At 40.6% G+C, this 17,140-nt stretch carries 19 protein-coding genes; 17 read left to right on the top strand and 2 right to left on the bottom strand.

All coding sequences use genetic code 11. The annotated features are described in order from the left end of the window. Nucleotides 1-15 precede the first annotated feature (15 nt). Together PQ456_RS02340 and PQ456_RS02345 are read left to right on the top strand one after the other, a co-directional pair. A complete protein-coding gene (locus PQ456_RS02340; protein ID WP_273614685.1) occupies nucleotides 16-867 on the top strand; it encodes a zinc ribbon domain-containing protein in 852 nt (283 codons plus the stop codon). Nucleotides 868-962: 95 nt separating this feature from the next. After that, complete coding sequence (locus PQ456_RS02345) at nucleotides 963-1,757, top strand: TrmB family transcriptional regulator (protein ID WP_273614686.1); 795 nt, start codon at nucleotides 963-965, stop codon at nucleotides 1,755-1,757. On the opposite strand, the gene PQ456_RS02350 is transcribed toward PQ456_RS02345, so the two are convergent. Further along, the gene (locus PQ456_RS02350) at nucleotides 1,754-2,383 is read right to left on the bottom strand and encodes an NUDIX hydrolase (protein WP_273614687.1); all 630 of its coding nucleotides are present in this window, start codon (nucleotides 2,381-2,383) and stop codon (nucleotides 1,754-1,756) included. The two genes, PQ456_RS02345 and PQ456_RS02350, sit on opposite strands and share 4 nt — an antisense overlap. Nucleotides 2,384-2,553: 170 nt before the next feature. Here PQ456_RS02350 and PQ456_RS02355 point away from each other — a divergent pair, with 170 nt between their 5' ends. After that, entirely contained in the window at nucleotides 2,554-2,859 is a 306-nt protein-coding gene (locus PQ456_RS02355) for a hypothetical protein (protein ID WP_273614688.1), read from the top strand. Nucleotides 2,860-2,970: 111 nt separating this feature from the next. On the opposite strand, the gene mscL is transcribed toward PQ456_RS02355, so the two are convergent. Then, nucleotides 2,971-3,447, bottom strand: coding sequence for a large conductance mechanosensitive channel protein MscL (mscL, locus tag PQ456_RS02360; protein ID WP_273614689.1), 477 nt, complete (start codon nucleotides 3,445-3,447; stop codon nucleotides 2,971-2,973). 461 nt (nucleotides 3,448-3,908) lie between these two features. Here mscL and PQ456_RS02365 point away from each other — a divergent pair, with 461 nt between their 5' ends. The 14 genes from PQ456_RS02365 to PQ456_RS02430 all read left to right on the top strand — a co-directional run bounded on the left by PQ456_RS02365 (nucleotide 3,909) and on the right by PQ456_RS02430 (nucleotide 17,134). Beyond that, nucleotides 3,909-4,277, top strand: a complete 369-nt coding sequence (locus tag PQ456_RS02365; protein ID WP_273614690.1) for a hypothetical protein — start codon at nucleotides 3,909-3,911, stop codon at nucleotides 4,275-4,277. Nucleotides 4,278-4,481: 204 nt separating this feature from the next. After that, nucleotides 4,482-4,778, top strand: a complete 297-nt coding sequence (locus PQ456_RS02370) for a hypothetical protein (protein WP_273614691.1) — start codon at nucleotides 4,482-4,484, stop codon at nucleotides 4,776-4,778. Nucleotides 4,779-5,123: 345 nt separating this feature from the next. Continuing rightward, nucleotides 5,124-5,873, top strand: a complete 750-nt coding sequence (locus PQ456_RS02375; RefSeq protein WP_273614692.1) for a YveK family protein — start codon at nucleotides 5,124-5,126, stop codon at nucleotides 5,871-5,873. After that, complete coding sequence (locus tag PQ456_RS02380) at nucleotides 5,857-6,531, top strand: CpsD/CapB family tyrosine-protein kinase (RefSeq protein ID WP_273614693.1); 675 nt, start codon at nucleotides 5,857-5,859, stop codon at nucleotides 6,529-6,531. The genes PQ456_RS02375 and PQ456_RS02380 overlap by 17 nt, the downstream gene beginning before the upstream one ends. A 376-nt stretch (nucleotides 6,532-6,907) precedes the next feature. After that, nucleotides 6,908-7,816, top strand: a complete 909-nt coding sequence (gene galU / locus PQ456_RS02385) for a UTP--glucose-1-phosphate uridylyltransferase GalU (RefSeq protein ID WP_069329505.1) — start codon at nucleotides 6,908-6,910, stop codon at nucleotides 7,814-7,816. After that, nucleotides 7,816-8,511: a sugar transferase gene (locus PQ456_RS02390; RefSeq protein ID WP_273614694.1), complete on the top strand. Its 696-nt coding sequence runs from the start codon at nucleotides 7,816-7,818 to the stop codon at nucleotides 8,509-8,511. Before galU ends, PQ456_RS02390 begins: the two co-directional genes overlap by 1 nt. A gap of 37 nt (nucleotides 8,512-8,548) precedes the next feature. Beyond that, nucleotides 8,549-9,487 (top strand): GDP-L-fucose synthase family protein, encoded by a 939-nt coding sequence (locus PQ456_RS02395; RefSeq protein WP_204826524.1) that lies wholly within the window; start codon nucleotides 8,549-8,551, stop codon nucleotides 9,485-9,487. Between the two features lie 63 nt (nucleotides 9,488-9,550). Beyond that, nucleotides 9,551-10,534 (top strand): GDP-mannose 4,6-dehydratase, encoded by a 984-nt coding sequence (gmd, locus tag PQ456_RS02400; RefSeq protein WP_273614695.1) that lies wholly within the window; start codon nucleotides 9,551-9,553, stop codon nucleotides 10,532-10,534. Between the two features lie 92 nt (nucleotides 10,535-10,626). Further along, the gene (locus PQ456_RS02405) at nucleotides 10,627-11,994 is read left to right on the top strand and encodes a flippase (protein ID WP_273614696.1); all 1,368 of its coding nucleotides are present in this window, start codon (nucleotides 10,627-10,629) and stop codon (nucleotides 11,992-11,994) included. 308 nt (nucleotides 11,995-12,302) lie between these two features. Beyond that, a complete protein-coding gene (locus tag PQ456_RS02410) occupies nucleotides 12,303-13,463 on the top strand; it encodes a glycosyltransferase family 4 protein (protein ID WP_273614697.1) in 1,161 nt (386 codons plus the stop codon). 65 nt (nucleotides 13,464-13,528) lie between these two features. Beyond that, nucleotides 13,529-14,071 carry a DapH/DapD/GlmU-related protein gene (locus tag PQ456_RS02415; RefSeq protein ID WP_273614698.1) on the top strand — a complete coding sequence of 181 codons (543 nt, stop codon included), beginning with the start codon at nucleotides 13,529-13,531 and terminating at the stop codon, nucleotides 14,069-14,071. Nucleotide 14,072: 1 nt separating this feature from the next. Further along, nucleotides 14,073-15,326, top strand: a complete 1,254-nt coding sequence (locus PQ456_RS02420; RefSeq protein WP_273614699.1) for a hypothetical protein — start codon at nucleotides 14,073-14,075, stop codon at nucleotides 15,324-15,326. Further along, nucleotides 15,256-16,509 carry a glycosyltransferase gene (locus PQ456_RS02425; protein ID WP_273614700.1) on the top strand — a complete coding sequence of 418 codons (1,254 nt, stop codon included), beginning with the start codon at nucleotides 15,256-15,258 and terminating at the stop codon, nucleotides 16,507-16,509. Before PQ456_RS02420 ends, PQ456_RS02425 begins: the two co-directional genes overlap by 71 nt. A gap of 19 nt (nucleotides 16,510-16,528) precedes the next feature. Beyond that, complete coding sequence (locus tag PQ456_RS02430; protein WP_273614701.1) at nucleotides 16,529-17,134, top strand: putative colanic acid biosynthesis acetyltransferase; 606 nt, start codon at nucleotides 16,529-16,531, stop codon at nucleotides 17,132-17,134. Nucleotides 17,135-17,140: the final 6 nt, after the last annotated feature.

Raw genomic sequence — 17,140 nt, forward strand, 5'->3', positions numbered from 1 at the left:
AGGAGGAGAACAGTCATGAATTTGTTGCAACGGCTCAAAAGTGGCGCAGGTAAAGCGACCGAGCGTGCACAGAATGCAGTAGAGATTAACCGGTTAAACGGTCATGTGACAGATATTGAACGCGAAATTGAGGTTCATTATTTGCGGATGGGTCAAGTATTTTACGAAGGGTACCGTGCCGGAGACATGTCCATTGCTGAAGAAGAGATGACTGATTTATGCAAAGCATGTGATCTGTTAATGGAAGAGATTGATGAAGTACACGCTAAAATTGCTGTTCTCAAAAATGAACGCGTCTGCGAATGTGGAACCGTTGTCTCATTGGAAGCTAATTTCTGTCCGAATTGTGGACGCAAAATGGAAAAGTTACCAGTCACCGTCAAACGTGAACAAGGATTCGGTGATGATCCTGATGATGAACGCAATTCACCTATCGTTTATCCAACTCAGTATGAACAAGAACTGGATGAAGAAGACGAAGAGTTGCAAGATATTCCTGTAGACGAAGAAGAATCGCGTCGTGCAGAGCGTCTACGTGAAGAGCATGAACGTCAGGAAGAATTGGATCGTCTTGTACGCTCATGGAAAGAAAATCTAGGCGTAGATGACAATGTAGATGAAGAAGATTTTTCAGGGCAACCGGAATCTAAAGTAAAATTAGAAAAAGAAGAGTTGCCACCAGAACCCGCACATAAGCCGGTCATTCCTGCTGCGGCAACTGCTACGCCAGTCACACCTACACCTACTATGGTAGAAGAAGATATGGAGTCTGAACTCGGCACAGATATGTTCAGTTGTCAGGTATGTGGAAGTGCTTTGCAAAAAGGTTCCAAATGGTGCCCTAACTGTGGAGCAGAGCAGTTATAATCTACTGATTATTGCTTGAATGATAATGAATATGCTTATCTTCAATACATCAACATCGATCGTTTGAAGACCACTCGGGAAGGATGACGAACCTGATGGAACAATTGCTTAATCATTTACGCCATCTCGGGTTTACAGAATTGGAAGCCAAAGTGATGGTAAGTCTGACTCAGCAAGGTACGCAATCCGGTTATGAAGTCGCTAAGCGACTGGGTGTATCCAGATCTAATGTATATGCTACATTGCAACGTCTGGTATCCCGGGGTGTGCTTCAGTTGACTCCGGGGGAGCCTGCTCGTTACACCATGATGCCTATCAAAGAATTTACCCACATGATCTCAGGTCAGGTGGGTGAATCTTTATCGTATTTAGAACAACATATGCCTAGTGAAACTCATGAACAACCGTCTTTTTTTATTGTAGAAGGAGAACGTAAAGTCATTGAGACATTAAATCGTGAGTTGGATAAAGCGAGCGAAGAGATTGTAGCTGGAATATGGCGGGAAGAAGCCAAATGGTCAAGGCAAGGATTAGAGCGAGCAGAGCAACGTGGTGTACGAGTCTTATGGTCTTTTGAAGGCGAAGAAGATGGCAAATTTTCAGGCATGCTACCGTTAACAGCAAGTCAACAAGGCGGACGCAAGTTCTGGTTAGTGGTCGATCGGCGTTGGTGTATTGTAGGGATGAGAGGCGATGAATTGCCTGCGCAAGCCATTGTTACCGAACATCCACTGATGGTGGAATTGTTACTTCAGCATTTTGCCCAGGAAATTATTCTATTTGAACTTGAAAATGACCTGGGTGCTGAGTTAGTTCGGCGTTATGGAGAAGGATATGAACAGATTTTGAGTAAATATATGCCTAGCTTTGTACAGAAAGAAACAGATTAAAGAGTGAGTAGCTTCTGGAAAACATCGATACAATAATTGCCTTCATGAGGAACAAATTGTTCACGCTGAACTGTGAGCTTGTGAATCATTGGTGTAGAATCTGTCGTATAGACCCCAGAAGCCATCACTTTATCGCGTGTACCTTGATATAATTCAATCATAGCTTGTAAAGGAGCTTCAAAAATACCAGACACTTCATCCACTTGTAATTGATACTGTTGAAGTTCGTACGGACTGAATGCACCGAATACACTGCTAACTTCACGATCGATAAATGCTCCATGCCGCGTACTGCCAATCGTCTCATCACGTACATCGAGCAGATGAGTTAATTGCTCATAATGTAGCGGAACCCCTAATTCTTCTTGTATTTCACGAGCGGCTTCGATAAAAGTCTCTCCAGCAGATAAATGACCTGCTGCTGTAATATCATACATATCTGGAAATGTATCTTTGTCAGGATGACGTTGTTGAAAGACCAATTGGCGCCCTTCTGAGGTATCTCGTATTAACCAGCAATGAAACGTATGATGCCAGTGACCTAGCCGATGAACTTCAGAGCGTTCACAGATGCCTAGATGTTGATCTTGTTCATCATAAATATCGAGCCATTCAGTTGTTACCATTTCGTGACACTTCCCTTCAAAGTTAAATATTTCATATTCAAACAAGTCATATTTGTTCTATTATTGAATTATAAGTTGTTTTGGCAACGTAAAAAAAACGACTTTCTACTATTATAATAGTAGAGTTCTTACAGAGAAGAAATACTATTATTCGGAGAGGATGAGAAACAATGGAATGTATTGTAAAATTTGATGTTGTTCATGACCATGAAGTGAAGTCGTTACGAGGTCTTGTATTCGTAGATGATGACAAAGTGCCAACAAACGAACAGCTTGAAGGTATGTTTAAAGATATGAAATATGAAGTGACTGTAGATCGAGGAGACTCTTTACGATTTGTGCCTACCCAATCACCTGCTTCTTTTCAGTATATTCGTATCAAAGAATTAGATACAGGCAACAAAAAGTTTACAGAAGATCGGGATTTAAAAGGAATACTGTCCAACTTGCTGCCTACCTCTAATCGTCCTATTTAAAACGAGTAGTGATACAGAGGGAGCAGAAAAATGATTACAAGGTTGCAATATGTTCTGATTCTTTAAAAAAACCTCTTTCCATAGATGCGGAAAGAGGTTTTTTGTGCGTATTCACGCAGGTGCCTTATGTAGCTCAGATGTACATTGAGGACAACGGCTTGCTTTGATCGAAATTTCAGTCATACAGTAAGGACATTCACGTGTTGTTTTCTCTGGTGCAGGTTTTTCATGTTCTTTACGTTTCATCATATTAATACCTTTGATCAGAAGAAACACACATAGCGCAACGATTAAGAAATCGATCACCGTATTGATGAATTGTCCGTATGCGATCACAGACGCTCCTGCTTTTTCAGCGTCTGCAAGAGAAGGGTACACTACCGTAGAACCGCTGAATGTTCTATCCAAGTCCCAGAATAAATTGGAAAAATTAGTACCTCCGAGCAATTTCCCGATTGGAGGCATGATGATATCATTAACGAGAGACGTTACAATCTTACCAAAAGCGGCTCCAATAATAACCCCTACGGCTAAATCAATCACATTTCCACGTACCGCAAACTCTTTAAATTCTTTCACTAAGCCCATAGTTCTTAACTCCTCTCTTTTATCATATTTGAATAAACTACATTACTTTGGGGTAATGCTCCATTATGCCTTTTAAACAATATAATTTTAACATAAGCGATAATGAGTAATAAATGGAATAATGTCATGACTACACAATTAACATCCTAAATTAATTAATGTAAAGCAGATAATAGGCGATAAACCTAAAATTTGAATTGTTAAATGAATTATTCATTATTTAATAGAGGACTAGATAATAAGACTCAATTTGGTTAGTGAAAACAAATAAAGTGAGACTTAGGTATAGTCATCCGACATTTAGTGTTTCTTTTTGCTCAGTTCAAAAGAGATAGAAAGTCGAAATTTAAATAAATAAAGTTTTATTTTTATACTAGATTTCGACATGATTTTCAGGTAACCTATTTTATAATTATTCGAAACGAATAAAAAGAGACAGGATTAACAGGAGGGAATTAATTGTGAGAAACCAGAACGTGCTTAATGAACAGTGGATGCAAAAACGGAATGGTGTTAAAACTTTCTTTCATAAACTTTCCGTAGATCCATCGCTCAAGCAGGAAAAAGAAGGAAATAAAGATTTTGATGTAAATGAATGGTTAGAGATGGCGACTTCTCCATTACCTGAAGAAATATCCCATCAGTATGGCATTTATGAAGATAAAATGTATCGTCCTTTACAAACAAATACCCATCACGGAGTGAATGTTGCTGTGTTAGTGGACTTGCTTTTCAAACAATCTGGTTTGAAATCCAGTGCGGACGATCTTGTAAAACATATGAATAATGGTGGTACACTGGAAGGATTTATTACAAAACAGGACATCTAAATTGCCTAAAAAAGTAAAATGTAAGAAAATTTGCAATTGAAAGAGGTTTACAAAATTTTCAGAACGCATTATAATGAGCGCAGGAGTTATTCAAAACGAATAACTTTTGGATTGGAAATCATATTACACAAATGTAATATTTTAGAAGCTTAACTATTAAACTAATGAAATCATACAAACAATTTTAGGAGAGGTGGGCACGTAATGAAAATCAGTTTTAAAGGTATTGATATGGAGGGTACGCCTCAAGAAGTATTTATGCTAATTCGATTGATTGACGGTCCGCTTCAAGAAAAGAATCATATAGAATCAAGGGCATCCGTTAACGAAGAAGTGTTGGAGACAAGTCAAAGTGAATGGACAGCGATTTCTACTCAATGGGCAGCTAAACAACCACTTCATACACAAACCTTTTTTCAAACTCCGTTAAATCCCTATCAGGTGTACCCGGATCATGTGGCTGATGAAGAAGTTACGACATTTGCCAACCTCGGCACCTAAGATGTTTCCTACTATGCAGAACACACAATTAGATTTATGGACAGAGTTGTGATACTCTAACGATTCCAACCCAGTCACAATAGACGGCAATCTCTCGTAATCGTAGGCATTATGTGAACGCCGTTATTTCTTATTCAAACTATGTTACAAATTTGTAATAAATAAATGACAAACTGTAACTGATTGTGCTACAACTTGGTTGGTTCGTTTTTTGAAAGTGATCATAAGGGGATATTTTCAAAATAGGAGGAGTGCGAAAAGTCATTCAATCTACAAGTAAAGAGTGATCCAACAGGTTCGTAGCCTTGAGATCAACTCAACTTATACGTAATTGGAGGTAGGATTGTGGAGATTAAACAATATTTTAATATTATTAAAAAGCGATTGTGGTTGGTACTTTTGATTATTGTGGTGATTACGGTCGGAACAGGCGTGTACGCTTATATGACAAATAGCCCGCAATACAGTGCTACAGCCAAATTGGTTGTAAACAGCAGCCCAACAGCAGGTGATGACAGTACGACAGCTAATATCGGAGCGATCAACTCTAATATTCAGTTAATCAAAACGTACAAAGAAATTATTAAAACGCCTGCCATTATGAACAAAGTGGTAAAAGAGTATCCAGATTTGAATGCCAATGCTTCACAGTTGATCAATCAAGTTAGCGTAAATGCAGTGAATGAAACACAAGTCATGTCAGTCTCAGTAGTGGATACCTCTTATGAGAATGCTGCTAAAAAAGTAAATGCAATTGCAGCGGTATTCCAACGTGAAATTCCAACACTGATGAATTTTGATAACATTATTATTTTGGATAAAGCAGACCCTAGTGTTTCTACACCGCCGATTACAACAAGCCCGATGTTATTTGTATTAATCGCATTGGTATTGTCAGTGGTTGTAGGTATTGCGATTGCCTTTTTACTGGAGTATATGGACGATTCGATCAAAAGCGAGGAAGATATCCGCGATGTTCTCGGAATGCCTGTGCTTGGAGTGATCGCCAAAATGAAAGAAGAAGACATGACGGCAAAAGAAAGAGTGCCAGCTAAGCCGTTTACAGGAGGTGGAGAACGTGCCAACCACACTTAAATGGCCGTTAATTACCAAAGAAAATCCAAAGTCATTGATCGCAGAATCTTATAAAGGTCTGCGTACTAATATTGATTTTTCCCGATTGGATGCCAAAGTGAAAAGCATTATTGTCACTTCTGCAACATTGGGCGAAGGTAAAAGTACTACTGTCGCTAATCTAGCGATTGCTTATGCAGAGACAGGACGTAGTGTTCTTATTATTGATGGAGACTTACGCAACCCGGCAATGCACCGCATTTTCAACATTTCAAACAATGTAGGGTTATCGAATGTGTTGTTTGATAAAGATGATCTATCCAAAGCGATTCAATCGACTCGCACCTTGAATCTAAGTGTTATGACTTCCGGTGCTGTACCGCCAAATCCTTCTGAGATTCTAGGGTCGAAGCGAATGGAAGCTTTGATGGACGAAGTGAAGTCAGAATACGATCTTGTCATTTTGGATACACCGCCTTTGTTACCATTTACCGATGCACAGGTGGCGACGCCGCTATGTGAGGGTGTTGTCATGGTGATCAAAGCAGGTGGAGCCAGTCGTAAAGATATTGTCAAAGCAACAGCTAGTCTTGAATTTGTAGGCGCTCATGTATTAGGAGCTGTACTGAATCAAGCGAGCCGCAAAACATTAACAACAGCGTATCATGAAGAGCAATAACTAACTTTCAACTATATAGGTCAAGCTTGGGGTAATGTCTCCTGCACCCATATCACTGGAGATACTCGGTCATGCTGTGGGCTACAGAAGTAGCCTTAGACGTTTATCGTCAAGGGTATGATGGTGAGGACGGGTTGAATGCCCGGATTCGTATAATGTTACAGAGCCGGAATGTGAATAGGCTGAAGATATGCGTTATAGTAAAAAACCATTGGAGAGAATATAACTCCTGTCTTCAGAATTCTCATCGTAACAGAAGGCTCATAAGCATCGATCTTACCTTCTATGAAAAGGTTAAGGTCGGAATGCTTACATACCTGCAACTTGGCCAGCATGATTGTAAACCACACAAAAAAACAGGATAGGGCGTGATTTTATGAAGAAGGTTCGTAAAGCTATCATTCCCGCGGCGGGGCTAGGCACACGCTTTTTGCCAGCAACCAAAGCTATGCCGAAAGAAATGCTGCCGATCGTAGACAAACCAACGATCCAATATATCGTTGAAGAAGCCATCGCTTCGGGTATTGAAGACATTATTATCGTAACCGGTAAAGGTAAACGCGCAATTGAAGATCATTTCGACAATGCTTTTGAATTGGAAGCGACTCTTTTAGAAAAAGGCAAATTGGATTTGCTGGACGAAGTTCAGAAGTCTTCTAAAGTCGATATACATTATATTCGGCAGAAAGAGCCAAAAGGATTAGGGCATGCTGTCTGGTGTGCACGTAATTTTATTGGAGACGAACCATTTGCAGTGTTATTGGGTGATGATATTGTCCAATCGGACACACCTTGTACACGTCAATTAATCGAACAATATGAGCTCACTGAGAAATCAGTCATCGGTGTACAAACGGTTGCTGAAGATCAGACACATCGATATGGAATTATTGATCCGTCGGAACAATTTGGTCGGTTGCATCAAGTTCGCCAATTTGTAGAAAAACCGCCAGCAGGTCAAGCACCATCTAATCTAGCAATCATGGGACGTTATGTACTTACACCGGAAATCTTTGAGTTCCTCGGGGAGCAAGAAGTAGGTGCAGGTGGAGAAATTCAACTGACAGATGCGATCCAACGATTGAATGAATTGCAACAAGTATTCGCTTATGACTTCCAGGGTACACGTTATGATGTAGGTGAAAAATTAGGCTTTATTCAAACAACGATTGAATTTGCTTTACGAAACGAAGACCTGAAAGCACCTTTATTGCGTTCTCTTAAAGAAACATTGGAAAGAGAGTTACTGCAAGAAGAGTTGCTCGTGGTAAGAGGTGATAGCTAATGACTCCAAGACAAGGGAGTGAAGCGGAAGCCTGGGCGAACTATAGCGAATTTTATGCAAGACATGTAGGGAAAACGTCAGCTAGATTACGTTTTTATGTACTGATGAAACGCATGTTGGATATCTTTTGCTCATTGCTCGGTCTGATTGTGTTGTCACCGCTCTTCATTGTACTTGGCATTTTGATCAAACTTGAGGACTCTAAAGGGAAAGTATTTTTCTATCAGACACGGATCGGTAAAGATGAACAGCCATTTAGGATGTACAAATTCAGATCTATGGTCTCTGACGCTGAAGAACGGCTCAAAGAACTTTTAGAAAAGAATGAAATCCAGGGTGCGATGTTCAAAATGAAAGACGATCCACGTATTACTCGTATCGGTCGCTTTATTCGCAAAACGAGTATCGATGAACTTCCACAATTGTGGAATGTCCTGCGCGGTGATATGAGTCTGGTTGGACCACGTCCTCCATTGCCAAGAGAAGTCGAAGAATATACCAAACGTGACAAATTGCGTCTAAGTGTTATACCGGGATGTACCGGATTATGGCAGGTAAGTGGACGTAACGAATTAAGCTTTGAAGAAATGGTTGATCTAGACCTGAAATATATTGAGAAAAGAGGAATCATGTTCGACATATATATCCTTTTCAAAACAGTTAGAGTCCTTTTCGGTTCTAAAGACGCGTTTTGAGAACAACATCATAAGATAAGGACGAGGTGACACATTAATGAATAAAGATGCCAAAATCTATGTGGCTGGTCATAAAGGATTGGTTGGATCTGCAATCCTGAGAGCTCTAGAAAAAGAAGGATACAATAACTTAATCTATCGCAGTAGTTCTGAATTGGACTTGCGTAAATTAGACGATGTGTATCGCTTTTTCGAACAAGAAAAGATTGATTATGTATTCCTAGCCGCAGCAAAAGTAGGCGGTATTGCGGCTAACAACGATTTCCCTGCTGATTTTATTCGTGACAATTTATTGATTCAGACGAATGTCATCGATGCAGCTCACTTTAATGGAGTGAAGAAACTGTTGTTCTTAGGATCAACTTGTATCTATCCGAAGTTCGCTCCACAACCGCTAAAAGAAGAATATCTTCTTACTGGCGAATTGGAACCAACAAACGAACCTTATGCTATCGCTAAAATCGCAGGTATCAAAATGTGTGAATCTTACAACCGTCAATACGGTTCACGATTTATCTCAGCAATGCCTACGAATATGTATGGCCCAAATGATAACTTTGATCTTAAATCATCTCATGTATTGCCAGCATTGGTACGCAAAATTCATGAAGCAAAAGAAAACAACAGCCCAACGGTTGAAATCTGGGGCACAGGAACACCAAAACGTGAATTCTTACATGCGGATGATCTTGCAGATGCGTGCTTGTTCTTAATGGACAACTACGAAGATAACCAAATCGTGAACGTCGGTGTTGGTGAAGATATCGCAATCAAAGACCTGGCATTGATGATCAAAAACATTGTTGGTTATGAAGGCGACCTTGTATTTAACTCAAGTGTACCTGATGGTACGCCACGTAAATTAGTCGATACAACTAAAATTAATGCACTAGGCTGGAAAGCAAGTATTCCTTTGGAAGAAGGTATCCGCGCAGTCTATGCTGATTTCCGTAATAGCGTTGCTGTTAATCAATAAGTAGTTTTTCTATAAACAAATGAATATCAAAAAAATAAAAACATACTGTGGAGGGAATTAACTATGAAAAGAGCACTAATTACTGGAGTAACAGGACAAGATGGATCGTACTTGGCGGAACTGCTTTTAGAAAAAGGATATCAAGTATTTGGACTTCGTCGTAGAACAAGTACACCGAACTACGAGAATGTCGCTCATATCCAAGATAAAATCGAATGGATCTCTGGTGATTTGACAGATTTGGCTTCATTGATCGAAGCGGTACGCATCTCTAACCCTGATGAAGTATACAACCTGGCAGCACAATCATTCGTAGCAGCTTCTTGGCCACAACCGATCGCAACAGGTCAATTAACAGCACTAGCTGTAACAAACATGCTAGAAGCGGTACGCATCGCTAAGCCAGATGCTCGTTTCTACCAAGCATCCAGTAGTGAAATGTTCGGTAAAGTACAAGCTATTCCACAAGTAGAGACAACACCTTTCTATCCGCGTAGCCCTTACGGCGTCGCTAAATTATATGGACACTGGATCACAGTCAACTATCGTGAAAGCTTCAATATGTTCGCTTGCTCCGGTATCTTGTTCAATCACGAATCACCACGTCGTGGTCTTGAATTCGTAACTCGTAAAGTCACTGATGGTGTAGCACAGATCAAATTGGGTCTGGCAACAGAGCTTCGTCTAGGTAATCTTGATTCTCAACGTGACTGGGGATTTGCAGGTGACTATGTGAAAGCAATGTGGTTGATGCTTCAACAAGATACACCGGACGATTTCGTTATCTCTACAGGTGAAATGCATACGGTTGAAGAGCTAGTACAAGTTGCTTTTGATCATGTGGGTCTGAATTGGAGAGACTATGTAGTAATTGATGAGAAGTTTGTTCGTCCAGCAGAAGTAGACTTGTTGCTTGGTGATTGCACAAAAGCAAAACAAGAATTGGGCTGGGAATTGGAAGTTGGTTTCAAACAATTGGTAGCTAATATGGTGGATGCCGATCTTAAACGTCATGCGGGAAGACCAGTAGAAGTACCTGTATATTAATCGATTCCTTCTACACCATTAGGAAAAGATCAGTTAAGGGGTAACTTACTGCCACGGACTTTTGCAAAATGATGAAGTGAGATGATAACCACATGGCTAACCCGATCGCCAAAATGCGAAAGAAATTTTCGATGACGCCAGAGAAACGCAAAATCTTTTTCAATACCAACTGGCAGATCATGGACAAGTTCGGACGACTTGCGATCAACATGATCACCAGTATCTGGATAGCGCGTTATCTGGGTCCCGAGCAATTTGGGCAATATAATTTCGCGATTGCTTTTGTAACGATTATTGGTGCAGTTGTTCCGTTAGGACTTGCTAATATTATCGTCAAAGAACTGGTGCAAGATCCTGATAATAAAACCGAAATTCTCGGAACAGTCTCCTTATTACGACTGTTCAGTGGATTGATTGCTTTTGCAATAACTGTTGTCGCTGCTTTTACACTGCCGGGACAAGATCCAGTCGTGCAGTGGAGTATGGTCATTATTGCCGCTAACCTTCTGTTTCAACCGCTGGATGTTATTTCCCAGTGGTTTGATTCAGTCGTGGAAGCCAAATATGCTGTCTATGCCAAAGGTGCTGCGTTTGCTTTAACAACCATTATGAAAGTATTACTTGTGGTTATGCATGCACCATTGATCTGGTTCGCTGTTTCTTATGCACTGGAGCTGATTCTTGGATTTCTTTTCCTACTATTCACACAGGGAAACAAAATTCAGTTCACCAAATGGTCATTTAACTGGCCGCTTGGTAAACGATTGATGAATAGTTCCTGGCCTTTGATCGTAGCCGGAATATCCACGATTATCTATCTCAAAATTGATCAGGTTATGCTGAATTATATGATCAATGAGACAGCCGTTGGAGTATACGCGGTTGCCGCCAGACTTTCTGAAGTATGGTACGTCATACCAACCGTAGTCGCGGCATCGTACTTTCCGAGTATGATCAAAAATAAGCAACTCGGCCCTGATATTTACAAAGCCGAACTGCAAAAGCTGTATAACATGCTTTTCTGGTTCGCACTTGCTATCTGTATCGTCGTGACATTTATGGCCAAACCGGTAATTTCCATCTTGTATGGTCAAGAATACACAGGCGCTATCAGTATTCTAGTTATTCATGTCTGGGCATGTTTATTCGTCTTTATGAGAGCAGCGTTGAATAAATGGATCATTAGCGAAGGATTGTATCGCTTCGAACTGATCAGTCAGGTAATGGGTGCTGTTGCCAAAGTCGGAATCAACTTGATTCTGATCCCATTATTCGGTGGAGTCGGCGCAGCGATGGGAACAGTCGTGGCATTTATCGTATCCAGTTACGCCTTTACTTTCTTATTCAAAGAAACCCGCGTATCCGGCATCATGATGTCCAAAACACTAATCTCTCCATTCACTGCCATCTTCAACAAACTTAGACCTGGCAAAAAACGTGAAGTTAGAACCAACAATTAATCTCTACATCAACAAGGTCTGTCTATACCATGCAGGCCGATATTATATCTTGCTTACAAATCATTTTTGAAATGGGTGTTCAAGTATCAGATAAGCGTCGGAACGAAGGGTACAAAATCATTCTGAAAGAGCGAAGCGTTCGCCTTTGTTATCGAGTCCTTACCGCAAAGCGGTGAATAAAAAGGAGTCGATAACAACAAGCGACGACAAGAACGATTTTGTTCAAGAAGTGTAGTACCTTTTCCAAGAAACTTGAGCACTTCATATTTCAAAGCATTTTAATCACAGACATAAGGAGGTAAGAGCTGATGAAAAAAGTACTATATGTCCATCATTCAGGATTCATGGGCGGAGCACCGAAAAGTCTGACTTATCTCATTAGTCATCTGGATAAGACAAAATTTGATGGTCATGTACTGACAATTCGCAACGGCCCGGCTGTAAAACTGCTGGAATCCGGTGGATTACCGGTAGAAGTCGCTAAAGGCATGTTTCCTTTCCACGGATCAACAGTATCAGGAATGAGACCGAAACTGTTTATTCGTAATCTTATTGGAGCACTACCTACGTATTTTCAAGCTAAAAAATATATCCGTAAATACAAACCGGATATCGTTCACTTGAACAGCACATGTCTGTTCCAAGTCGCTAAAGCAGTCAAAAAAGTATCTCCTGATACTAAAGTAGTCTGCCATGTACGCGAACCGCTACTCAACTCATTCGCAGGAAATATTTTAAAACGAATGAATCACAAATACGTGGATGGTTATATCTCGATCGATCAGTTCGATTCCGAGACGGTTGATAGCAATGGTAAAGAATTAGAAGTCGTATACAACTTCGTGGACTTTGGAACCTACAATCCAGATGTAAACGGGACTCCTGTTCGCAGGGAACTCGGTATAGACGATGAAGATATCGTCTTTTTGTACATTGGTCGTGTGGTAACAGGGAATGGAGTATTGGATCTGGTGAAGTCATTTAACAAAATCAGCAAAGGTCATCCGAACTTCAAGTTGATCGTTGGTGGATTTTACTTTAATAAAAATAATGCATACGAAGACAAAGTTATGGCAGAAGCTAAAGGAAATGATCAGATCATTACACTGGCTTTCCGTGACGATGTACCGCAGTTAATTGCCGCAAGTAATGTCATGATGTGCCCGTTTGTAGAACCTCACTTTTCACGCAGTATTATTGAAGCAGCCTCAATGAAGAAACCAGCGATCGCTACCAATATTGGTGGACCGAATGAACTGATTCTTCATAACAAAACAGGATTCCTGTTCGAGGATGGTAATCATCAAGCGATGGAAGATTATATGGTTAAAATCGGTACAGACAAAGCATTATACGAGAAGCTTTCTCAAAATGCATTAGCTTTTGCAGAAGAGAACTTCGATGCGCGTAAAAACACCAAGCGGACATTTGATTTCTATAACCGATTCTTCGTTAGAGAAACCGTATGATCACAAGCTTTATACGCTTCAAACGCAAAGTAGCGAAAAAGTGTTCTACCGTCTTCACCCGGAGAATGCTAAAAGAACAGCAGATCACATTTGGCAACAACTTGATCGCTGTAGGCATGCCGATTGTGGATCGAGAAAAGGGAAGCTCGATTCAGATCGGACATAACGCTATTTTGTGCTCATCCGATTATAGCAACCCGATCGGACTCAATCATCGTACAGTGATTCGTACCCTTGCAGAAGGTGCTGTGATTGAAATTGGCGATGATGTAGGGATTAGCGGAGCAAGTATCTGTGCAGTGTCTCGCGTCCGTATTGGTAATCAAGTGATGCTGGGTGTCAATGTACAGATCAGTGATACCGATTTTCATCCGATCAAGCCGGAAAATCGTCGATTCAACAAAAATCCACTGGATGTGGGCAAAGCCGATACAATCATTGAAGATAATGTATGGGTTGGTGCAAATGCGACTGTACTCAAAGGAGTAACAATCGGTCGCAATAGTGTGATTGGAGCGGGCAGTATTGTCGCAAGCTCGATTCCACCCAATTGCATCGCTGCTGGAGTACCGGCTAAAGTCATTAAGCACTTGGAAGGAGTGGAATAATATGCTGAATGCACAGAGTTTGTCGCCAAAAATAGATATTACCGTCAAAAATAAGCTCATCATCTTTATTACGATGGTACTTATTGTCATTACGTCGGGTTCTGTATTATTCGGCAAATTATATTATTCCCTCTTTATTATGATTCTGTTCGCAACAGCGGTAGTGTTTTACTTTCCGAAGCAGATTGAACCCAAGCACTTTTTGACTTTAATGGTGATCTTAGCTTTCATCTTATTCAACATGTTACTGTATCGCGATAATGTGGGCGGTTATGGTGGATTGATCCTCAAGATTCTAGCGATTTTTATGATTATCAATCGTCTGGATATCCAGCAAGCTGGTAAAAGTTATCAGTGGATTATCGTCGCTTTGGCTTTGCTAAGCTTACCGTTCTATGCTCTGGGTGTAGTTAGCCCTGAATTTGTAAGATCGACATTCCCAACAGTCGATGTATGGAATGGTGTTTATCGAATCACACCATTTTATGTATATGGGAATTGGAATATGTCACGAAATCAGGGGATCTTCTGGGAACCTGGTGCTTTTCAAGTCTTTCTGAATTTGGGCATTTTCCTGATGCTGTTCACCAACCGGAAGCTGCCCAAATGGAAATTGATTCTCGTTACCGGTACATTACTCACAACGATGTCCACTTCCGGATATATGATCTGCGGATTGATCTACTTCGCGTATCTTATCCGTAGCGGTAAACGCAAGCAAATGACGCAACTTATTATTCCGTTGTTGCTGTTAATTCCGCTGATTTATTTTGAAAGTCAAAGTGGTGTTATTGCAGATAAGTTTCAGGATGGCAATCAATCATTTGATCGCCGATCACTGGATACGACATCGAATCTGGAGCTAATGATCGAGAAACCGCTCGTCGGTTGGGGCTTCCAGAACAATAGCGTACTGATGGAACGGTATGGAATAGGTGATTCTTCAAATTCATTACTGACCTTTGGTTATCAATTTGGCTTACCGTTACTACTGATTATGTTGATCTACTATTATTCAAGATTACAGCGAGCAATCGACAGTGTGTTTCAAAGCATACTGATCTTTATTGCACTGATCATAGTCTTTTCTACTGAAAATATGATCTTTCAGCCATTGTTCGTTATGTTGATGTTTTTCGATGTAAAAGCTTCAGAACAAAAATTAAAGAGTGGTGAACAACTCCATGGAAACGAAGTCAATCGCTTACGTAGCCCCTTACGTGGACGAGCAATTGCACCAGAAAAGGGGATATAGCTCAAAACATACGGCAGGCAATAAAAAAATTGACTGTATCTTGCATGCGTTGGAGGAAGGAGATAATCAGATTACGGTTATCTCACCATTGCTACTCAAAAAGAATACATTTCGTTTTTTTAGCGCAGATCGTTATTCGATTGGACATCGAAGTGAAGTCATTTATCCAGCAACGGTGGATGCGAAATTTATCAGTCTGTTTTTGACACTGTTTACGACGTTTTTTCAACTGGTTCGTTGGAATCGGGCGCATAAAGGAGAATCACGTGCTGTGATTTTCTACAACTATCGTCTAGAAACAGCGTTACCAGCGATGTTGTTCAAAATGCTGTATCGTGTGCCGCTTATCGTTGAGTATGAAGATGGGATCTACGCTGTAACAGAAACGAATAAGTACTACAAAAAGCTAACCGTAATGGTAGAGAAATTTGCCAACAAATTGTTAGATGGTGCTGTACTTGTTACTTCTGTACTCAAGAAAAGAATTCGCACCGACAACTATACAGTGGTTCGTGGAGGTACAGTTCATCCTGCGAAGCTCAAGCCTGTGCAGGAAGTGAATCTAGGTACTGCTGATCGGCCATTCCGTATGGTGTACTCTGGACGACTCGATTACGACCGTGGTATTGAAATTCTGCTTGAAGCGCTCCCCCACGTGAACACCGAGCGCATGATTCAATTAGATATTACAGGCTATGGTCCGTTAGAAGAAAAAGTAAAACAGTTTATCGCAAGCCAGTCTAATGCACGCATCAATATCACATTCCACGGTTTTCTGGATGATAACGATTATGCAGCATTGATGGAGCAAGCGGATTTATTTGTAAATACACAACGTGAAAAGATTCTATTCAGTGAATGTTCGTTCCCTTCTAAAGTGGTCGAATATATCAAATATGGCAAATTGGTTCTAACTTCTGGCGTATCCGATATCAATCTGATTAATCAGAATATGTTTGTAACCTATGGCAATGATAATGCACAAGAATTAGCCGCAGCGATTAACGAAATTTTGCGTCATCCAGCACAATACAGTCTATATCCAGCTCGTGCGATGCAGTGGTTAATCAGCGATTGTTCGCATAAAGTCGTTGCTGACAAGTTAGACAAAGTGCTCAATCGTGCAATCAACGGAGGTACGCAAGAAAAAGTGGTTTATTCAGAATCCACTTCAATGAAATAAGCGGGAAGGAGGGATGAAGATGGTAAATATTAGACTGGATCAATATTCGCAAGCGGAGTATTCGCGCGGAAGATCAGGGCTATATTGTCTACTCTGGTGGTTTGTACAAGGAACATTATTCCGCTTCTCCCTGCATAACATGTACAACTGGAGAAGATTTCTTCTCAACAGCTTTGGAGCGAAGCTTGGACTTGGTGTTCATGTTCGTCCATCGGCTAAATTTACGTATCCATGGAAAGTTACGATCGGTGAGTATTCGTGGATTGGAGACAATGTTGAATTTTACAGTCTAGATGAGATTGTGATCGGTAGTCATTGTGTCATTTCCCAGAATTCCTATCTGTGTACAGGAAGTCATAAGCTGAACGATCCAACGTTTGGATTGATTACAAAGCCGATTACGATAAAAGATGGCGCATGGGTAGCAAGCGACGTATTTGTCTATCCAGGCGTAACGATTCACGAATTAGGTGTTGCAGGAGCACGCAGTACGATTTTTAAAGATATTCCAGCAAATGAAGTGCATATCGGTTTTCCGGCTGCTTTTCACAAGTATCGTTTTCCTGAAGAAGTGACCAAAGAAAATTCAGTGGCTTCGATTGCTCAAGTACACCGTATCAAGTAAATCAAA

It is taken from the genome of Paenibacillus kyungheensis (assembly GCF_028606985.1).
Taxonomy (GTDB): Bacteria; Bacillota; Bacilli; order Paenibacillales; family Paenibacillaceae; genus Saccharibacillus; species Saccharibacillus kyungheensis.